The sequence below is a fragment of the Gemmobacter serpentinus genome, from assembly GCF_008973825.1.
GTDB classification, from domain to species: domain Bacteria; phylum Pseudomonadota; class Alphaproteobacteria; order Rhodobacterales; family Rhodobacteraceae; genus Gemmobacter; species Gemmobacter serpentinus.
On sequence record NZ_WCHR01000050.1, the window covers coordinates 19,841 to 27,023 of the forward strand.

Annotated in this window: 4 protein-coding genes and 1 pseudogene; 3 read left to right on the plus strand and 2 right to left on the minus strand. The window is 62.7% G+C overall.

The window, feature by feature from the left end; all coding sequences use genetic code 11:
- Positions 1-170 precede the first annotated feature (170 nt).
- Positions 171-1,850: a calcium-binding protein gene (locus tag GBJ34_RS19645; protein ID WP_151720876.1), complete on the plus strand. Its 1,680-nt coding sequence runs from the start codon at positions 171-173 to the stop codon at positions 1,848-1,850.
- 83 nt (positions 1,851-1,933) lie between these two features.
- Here GBJ34_RS19645 and GBJ34_RS19650 read toward each other — a convergent pair whose 3' ends face one another.
- Together GBJ34_RS19650 and GBJ34_RS19655 are read right to left on the minus strand one after the other, a co-directional pair.
- Positions 1,934-4,066: a TonB-dependent siderophore receptor gene (locus GBJ34_RS19650; RefSeq protein WP_226341294.1), complete on the minus strand. Its 2,133-nt coding sequence runs from the start codon at positions 4,064-4,066 to the stop codon at positions 1,934-1,936.
- A gap of 369 nt (positions 4,067-4,435) precedes the next feature.
- Positions 4,436-5,323: an AraC family transcriptional regulator gene (locus tag GBJ34_RS19655; RefSeq protein WP_151720877.1), complete on the minus strand. Its 888-nt coding sequence runs from the start codon at positions 5,321-5,323 to the stop codon at positions 4,436-4,438.
- 309 nt (positions 5,324-5,632) lie between these two features.
- Here GBJ34_RS19655 and GBJ34_RS19660 point away from each other — a divergent pair, with 309 nt between their 5' ends.
- A complete protein-coding gene (locus GBJ34_RS19660; protein ID WP_151720878.1) occupies positions 5,633-6,844 on the plus strand; it encodes a M24 family metallopeptidase in 1,212 nt (403 codons plus the stop codon).
- Between the two features lie 90 nt (positions 6,845-6,934).
- A pseudogene (locus GBJ34_RS20960) lies at positions 6,935-7,183 on the plus strand (hypothetical protein); the annotation flags it as partial.

Sequence of the window (7,183 nt, forward strand, 5' to 3'; positions counted from 1 at the left end):
TCGGACGGGCGCGGATCCACCACCCATGCCAAACCCGCTCCGACCGGCACGCAAATGCAGACCATATCCCCCAAATGCGGTATGCTGAACCGGCATTCCCAGCATAGCCTGACGCAAATCAGCGGCAGGCCACCCGGCTTGGCCGGCTCAGTCATGGCACGGAGACCAGAATGGCGCGCAATCCCGATGGCAACAACAACGGCACAAATGGTGCCGACCTGCTCTGGGGCACCGCCCTGGTGCTGGGCGATGGCAACTATGACAATTACGGCGACATCGACACCGCCAATTGGCAAGGCGCATTGCGCGGCTATGGCGGCAATGACACGATCTTTGGCGACATCTACCACGACGGCGATGATGCCACCGAAGGCGACCAGATCTATGGCGGCGACGGCGATGACAAGATTTACGGCGATACCGGCACCGACGAGCCGAACTGGCAGACCAGCAGCAATGGCGGCAGCGACGGCCTTTATGGCGGCAATGGCAATGACAGCATCTATGGCCAGGCCGGGCATGACGGCCTGAACGGCGATGCGGGCAATGATCTTTTGGTCGGCGGGCTGGGTGCCGATTACCTCTATGGCGGCATCGGCGATGACACGCTCTGGGGCGGGCTGGAGGGCGGGCAGGCCCTGACCGAAGGTGACTACCTCTACGGCGGCGCAGGCAATGACAGGATGTATGGCACGGCCGGCAATAACGGCCTTTACGGGGACGGGGGGAATGACTCGCTCTATGGCGGGCTCGGCAATGACCGCATGGATGGCGGCGATGGTGCCGACATGCTGCAGGGCGGCGATGGCGATGACTACATGCTGGGCAATGCCGTCGGTTCGACCACTGGCGACGGTGCCGATACGATGTCGGGCGATAATGGCAACGACCAGATGTTTGGCGGCAATGGCAATGACCGCCTGATGGGTGGCGCGGGCAATGACACGCTGGATGGCGGCGATGGCGACGATAACCTGAATGGCGGTGACGGGGCCGACGTCTTCCGCTGCAGCGCAGGCAATGACACCTATGTCATCGGCGCGGGCGACAGCTTCCAGTTCGAATATTACGATACGGGCAGAGACCTGATCTTGGCCACGGTCAGCCATACGCTGGGCCAGTATCACGAGAACCTGTGGCTGGGGGGCTCGGCGGTGCTGCGCGGCATCGGCAATGACGGCAACAACATGGTCTATGGCAATGATGCCGCCAATGTCCTGAAGGGCATGGGGGGCGATGACCGAATGCTGGGCGAAGGCGGCAATGACACCGTCGATGGCGGCGCGGGCAATGACTTCATCAATGGCGGCGGCGGCAATGACCGGCTGCTTGGCGGGGCCGGACACGACACGATGGATGGCGGCGGCAGCGCGGACCTGCTTTATGGCGGCCTTGGCGATGACAGCATCGGCGGCGGCGTTGGCAATGACCTGCTGCAAGGCGGTTCCGGCAAGGATACGCTGCTTGGCGGCACCGGGGCCGATACTCTGATCGGCGGCGGAGGGCGCGACGTGCTGACCGGCGGTGACGGGCGCGACAGCTTCCAGTTCATCAGCAAACCGCTGACCAAGAACGCCGTGACCATCACCGATTTCACCCAAGGCGAGGATCGCTTTGCGCTGGACCGCGATGTGATGGCAGGTCTTGGCGGCGGCAGCAAACTTTCCCCTGACAAATTCAAGGTGATCGGCACCGGGCGCAGCGTCGATGCCAGTGACCGCATCATCTATGACCATGACAGCGGCAAGCTGTTCTACGATTCCAATGGCTCGGCTGCGGGCGGGCGCAATCTTCTGGCAGTTCTGGATGATGGGCTGAACCTGACTGCGGGCATGTTCAGCATCATCTGACCTGGCCCGAAGTCTTCACACTGACATGCAAAACAGCCCCGGCCTGTCTGGCCGGGGCTGTTTCTGTTCCGCCTGCGGGCTGCTTACCAGCGGTGGCGCAGCGTCGCCTTCACTTCGCGGGCGTCGCCGTAGAACACGGCGCTGTTGGTAAAGTTGTAGGAAGACACATAATCCTTGTCGAAAAGATTGGTCACATTCAGCGCAAGTTCGGTGTTCTCTGCCACTTGATAGCTGGCCATCGCGTCCACCACGACATTGGACCCGATCCGCACCGTATTGCCATCATCCGAGAAGCGCGCGCCAAGGTAACGCGCGCCCAGACCCAGCTTCAGACCCGACAGCGCGCCCTGGTCAAAGCTGTAATCGGCCCAGACCGAAGCCAGGCTTTTCGGCGTCAGCAACGGGCGATTGCCGGGGTTGTCGCCATTCACGACCTTCGCATCCCAATAGGAATAGGCGAAGTTCAGGTTCACCCGATCATTGAGCGCCATGCGGCCCTCAAGCTCCAGCCCCCTCACATCAACCTGCCCGATCTGCCAATAGGCGGGCACGCCGCCAATGGTGGCAAAGCGCGGCACATTGCTCTGGCTGAGATCGAAATAAGCAAGGCTGATCAGCGCATCCGAACCCGCCGGGCGATACTTCACACCGGCCTCGTATTGGCGGCCTTGCTGCGGCTTGGGGGCCTCGGGCATATAGGGCACATATCCCGCGCCAAGGGCATCGAAGGATTCAGAATAGTTGCCGTAGAAGGCCAGATCCTCGGTCGCCTTGTAGGTCAGACCAAAGCGTTTGGTGAAGGCCGATTGCGTATTGTCGCCGGTGCCATCCTCGGTGCGCACGCGGTCATGGCGCCCGCCAAGCGTCACGATCCATTGATCGGCAAAAGTCAGCTCTTCCTGCACATAGATGCCGGTCGCCTGCTGGGTCATATCCAGCACCGACCCGGTGGTCGCAAGATTGATGCAGGCGGTGCCGCAATAGACCGGATTGTTCGGATCGATCGCGCCCGCCGTGCCGGTAAAGCTGGTCTCCAGCAGATCGTCATCGGTATAGTCGACGCCCATCAGCGTGCGGCTTTCGACATCGCCGAAGGTGGTGGAATATTCCAGCTGGTTGTCGACGGCAAAGCGCGTGATCTCGCCATTCATGCGATAGGCATAGCGCCCGGTCGGCGAATTGCTGTCCAGATAGGCCTGCTCATACAGCATGGTGATATTGGACCAGCGCAGGTTCTGGCGCAGGGTCAGCCCGTTGTCGAAGGCATGGCTGAATTCATAGCCCACGCTTTTTTCAACCCGGTCCATATCGGCCAGCGACGGCTCCCCAAAGAAGGTGTCATGCGACGCGGTGGAGCCGACGGGGATGCCATTGCCGGTATTGCCATCCGTGTCATAGTAATTCGCCAGCAACGTGAGCGAGGTGGCGTCGGTGGGCTTCCAGGTCAGGCCCGCCGCCAGATAGCCGCGATCATCCTCCAGATAGCGCGAGCCATCGGTCGAATCCTGTTCCTTGCCGGTCAGCCGCCAGGTCAGGGTGCCGTCGACATCCAGCACACCGCCCAGATCAAAGCCGACCTCGCCATGATCCTTGCCAACGGTGGTATAGACCTCGCCGAAGGGCTCGCCCTGCGGGCGCTTGGTCATCACATTCACCAGACCACCCGGCCCGTTCAGCCCGAACAGGGTGGAGGTGGAACCTTTCAGCACCTCGATGCGCTGCACCGAATAGGGCTCGATCCGGCCGCCGGTGAAGTTGAAGCTGCGCAACGGCAGTCCGTCACGATAGGTGCCGGTGCCAGATTGCAGGAAACCGCGGATGCGGTAGAAATCATAACGGTTGTCCGAGCCGTATTCGTCGACCGACACCGATGACGTGTAGGACAGCGCTTCATGCAGGCTGTCGGGCGCGCGGGTCTGCATCTCGACCGCGGTCACGACCGAAACCTGCGCCGGAATGTCGATCACCTCATTGACCGTTTTCGACCCGGTGGCACTGTAACCCGCCACGATGGAACTGTCGGCATCCACGACCGAGCCGCCATGCAGCCAGACGGTGCTGAGTTCGACCGCCCCTTCGTCACTGACAATCTCCTGTGCTTGGGCGGTGCCCGCCAGCAGCAGCGCCGCGCTGGACAAAAGCAGCGCCATTGCGGGCCGCGCAAGGCGGCGGTTGAGCGGGGTCATGCCCCGGCGGGGCGCAAGATGTGATGCCATAGGGCAACTCCTGTTCATGGGCTGGCTGGCATCACGGGCGGAAGCTGGCTGCGGGACGTAGGGTGGACGCGCGGTCAGCCGCTGCGCGGATGCCAACAGCCAATGCCGCCCGCCCGCGACAGCGTGGCACAGAACGGCAGGCAGGATCGACACGGCAGCGGGACAGGCCCGGCTCCGGGATGAGGCACCGCCGCACCGCAGATCGCGCCCCACTGCCTGACCACGCGGGAACCGGGCTTGCGAAGGGTCCGACGGGCCTGCAAGGCACGATGGCTTGGGCGCGGAGATTATGTCACAGGGGCGTGACAGTCTTGACGCATCCTGTTGCCAATTGTCCCAGACACCGGAAATCGACACCGTTGACCAAGCCTATTGTGCCAAAACATTGCGGCGCCAGGCCGCAGGCGTCTGGCCGGTATGCTGGCGAAAGACCCGCGTCAGATGCGCCTGATCGGCAAAGCCGAGACTGTCGGCGATCCGGCTCAAGGTCTCCGAGCTTTGGCTCAGCGCCTGTTGCGCCCGCGCGATGCGAAGCCGCGCTTGCCAGACCTGCGGGGTTTCGGCATTGGTCTGTTTGAAGACATGCGAAAACCAGCTTTCGGACAGGCCGCATTGTTCCGCCAGTTCGGCATTCGACAATCGGCGATGCAGATTGTCCTGCACAAAGCCTTGCAGTCGCTTCATCTGCGCAGGCGTTAGCCCGCCCTGCTGCGGCGCGGGCTCGGTGATGTCCATCATACCCGTAATGATCGCGCGGGCCAGACTTTCTGCATAAAGATCATGGCGTCGCACCGCGCCCAGCTCATCCGCCATCAGCCGCGCCAGGGTGTCGACAGCCGGGGCATCCTCCAGCACGACCGGCGTGCGGATCGCAGTCAGCGCGGCAGAGCTGCCCAGACGGGGCGCAAGCAGGCCCTGCAGCATCCGAGCATCCAGATGCAGGTCAAGATGCTGAAACTGATGGGCGCTGGTGAAGTGCGACCATATCGGCATCCCGGCAGGCATGTAGAAGGCCCGTCCCATCGGGCGGCAATTCTGCCCGAGCGCCTCTTGCCGGTCAGCCATGCGGATCGCGCCGCCAACATCATTGAGAAAGATCACGATGCGCGGATCGGGTGCCAGATAATAGCCCCCCGCCCCGATGGATCCCTCGGCCTGCCAATGGTCTGCAACCATGCCGTCCAGCATCCGAAAATGCAGCGGTGCGCGCACGCGGATCCCGGTGGTAAAGCTGGTCATGCTGTGGCGGAACGTCATCCGGGCCGGACCTGCGCGCGAGGAAAGCAAGGGCAAATCGGGATCACGCGGTGAGGCATCCCGATTTTCAGAGTGAAATACTATGAATTGCGCTCTGCGCAAGGGCAGCCACCGCAATGGGCGGCGACTGCGGCGCATGTGCAACGCAACTGCCCGACGGCACTGCCCTGCGACAGACCGTTCCGCCCGACTTGCGGCCCCGTTCCCTTCCCGATAGGTCTTGGGGATCCCCAAGGTTGTGGCCGCGCCAGCGCGTCACCGTGACGGGCAAACCGGACTGACCCGCGTCAGCCGAAATGGTGCAGGCCAATGACAGAGACTATCGATTTTGACCGGGCGCTTGCGTCCTTTCGTCCCGTTACCGCGTCCCCGATCGAGGGTCGCGAATATGACGCGCGACTGGCGGCATTGCAGGCCGCGATGCGCAAGGCAGGTGTGGGCGCGGTTTGGCTGGATGCGGCCTCGTCGCTGGCCTATTTCTGCGGCCATGCCCTTGGCCTGTCGGAACGTATTCATGGCGCGCTGATCCCTGCGCAGGGCGAGGTTGTCCATGTCAGCCCGGCCTTCGAGGAACCGAAGCTGCGCACCCTGCTGCGCCGCCCCGGTCGGATCGCCACCTGGGAAGAAGACGAGGACCCTTATGCATTGATCGCATCTGAGACCCGTGCGCAGGCCGGGCCCAATGCCTTGCTGGCGCTGGATCCGGCAACGCCCTGGCTATTTGCCGCGCCGCTTTCCGATGCGATGGGGGGCAAGGTCTGCCCAGCAAAACCATTGATTTCGGGGCTGCGTCAGGTGAAATCCGCGGCCGAGATCGCGATCATCCAGACCGCGATGACCGCCAGTTGGCAGGTGCAGCGCGCGGTCTGGCGCGGGTTGCGCGCCGGGGTGTCCACCCTTGAGACCTGTGCCTTCATCGATGCCGCGCATGTGGCCCTTGGGATGCAGCCGCTGTTTTCCGCAGCGCAATTTGGCGAGGCAACCGCCTATCCGCATGGGGTGCCGCATCCGCAGGTGCTGCAACAGGGCGACATGGTGCTGATCGATCTGGGTGCAACCCTGCATGGCTACCGATCCGACATCACGCGCAGCTATGTCTTCGGCACCCCCACCCCGCGCCAACGCGCATTGTGGGAACACGAGCGCGCGGCCCATGCGGCGGCCTTTGCCGCTGCCCGCATCGGTGCCCCCTGCGAGGATGTGGACTGCGCCGCCCGCGACAGCCTGACCGCCGCAGGATTTGGCCCGGGCTACAAGGTGCCGGGGCTGCCGCATCGCACCGGGCACGGGCTTGGCCTCGACATTCACGAAGATCCTTTCATCGTGAAGGGCAACAAGACCCCGCTGGCCCCGGGCATGTGCTTTTCCATCGAGCCCATGCTTTGCGTCTATGGCGAATGCGGAATCCGTCTGGAAGATATCGTTTATATGGGCGCGCAGGGGCCGCATTGGTTCTGCCCGCCTTCGACATCCCTTGACCAACCCTTCGCGGAAGAAGAGGCTCTGGCGGCAAAGGTTTGATTGCCACATGTGACCTGACGTCATGCCTCGCGATGCCTCTTCATGCGCGGACGACAGCCGCATAAGAATTAGACCATCCGGTCGAAACTGGTGTATGCACTATTTATACAAAAACCGGACGCAATGATTCCGGGGCCAAACAAAATCTTCAACAGTGAGCGAAAGGACATCGACATGAAACTCCTCACCCGCAGCCTGATCGCCGCATCGGCCCTGGCCCTTTCGGCGGCAGCGCCCGCGATGGCCAAGACGTTTATCTATTGCTCTGAGGCCTCTCCGGAGGGATTTGATCCTGCGCCTTATACGGCTGGTGGGACGTTTGATGCGTCAGCGCATCCG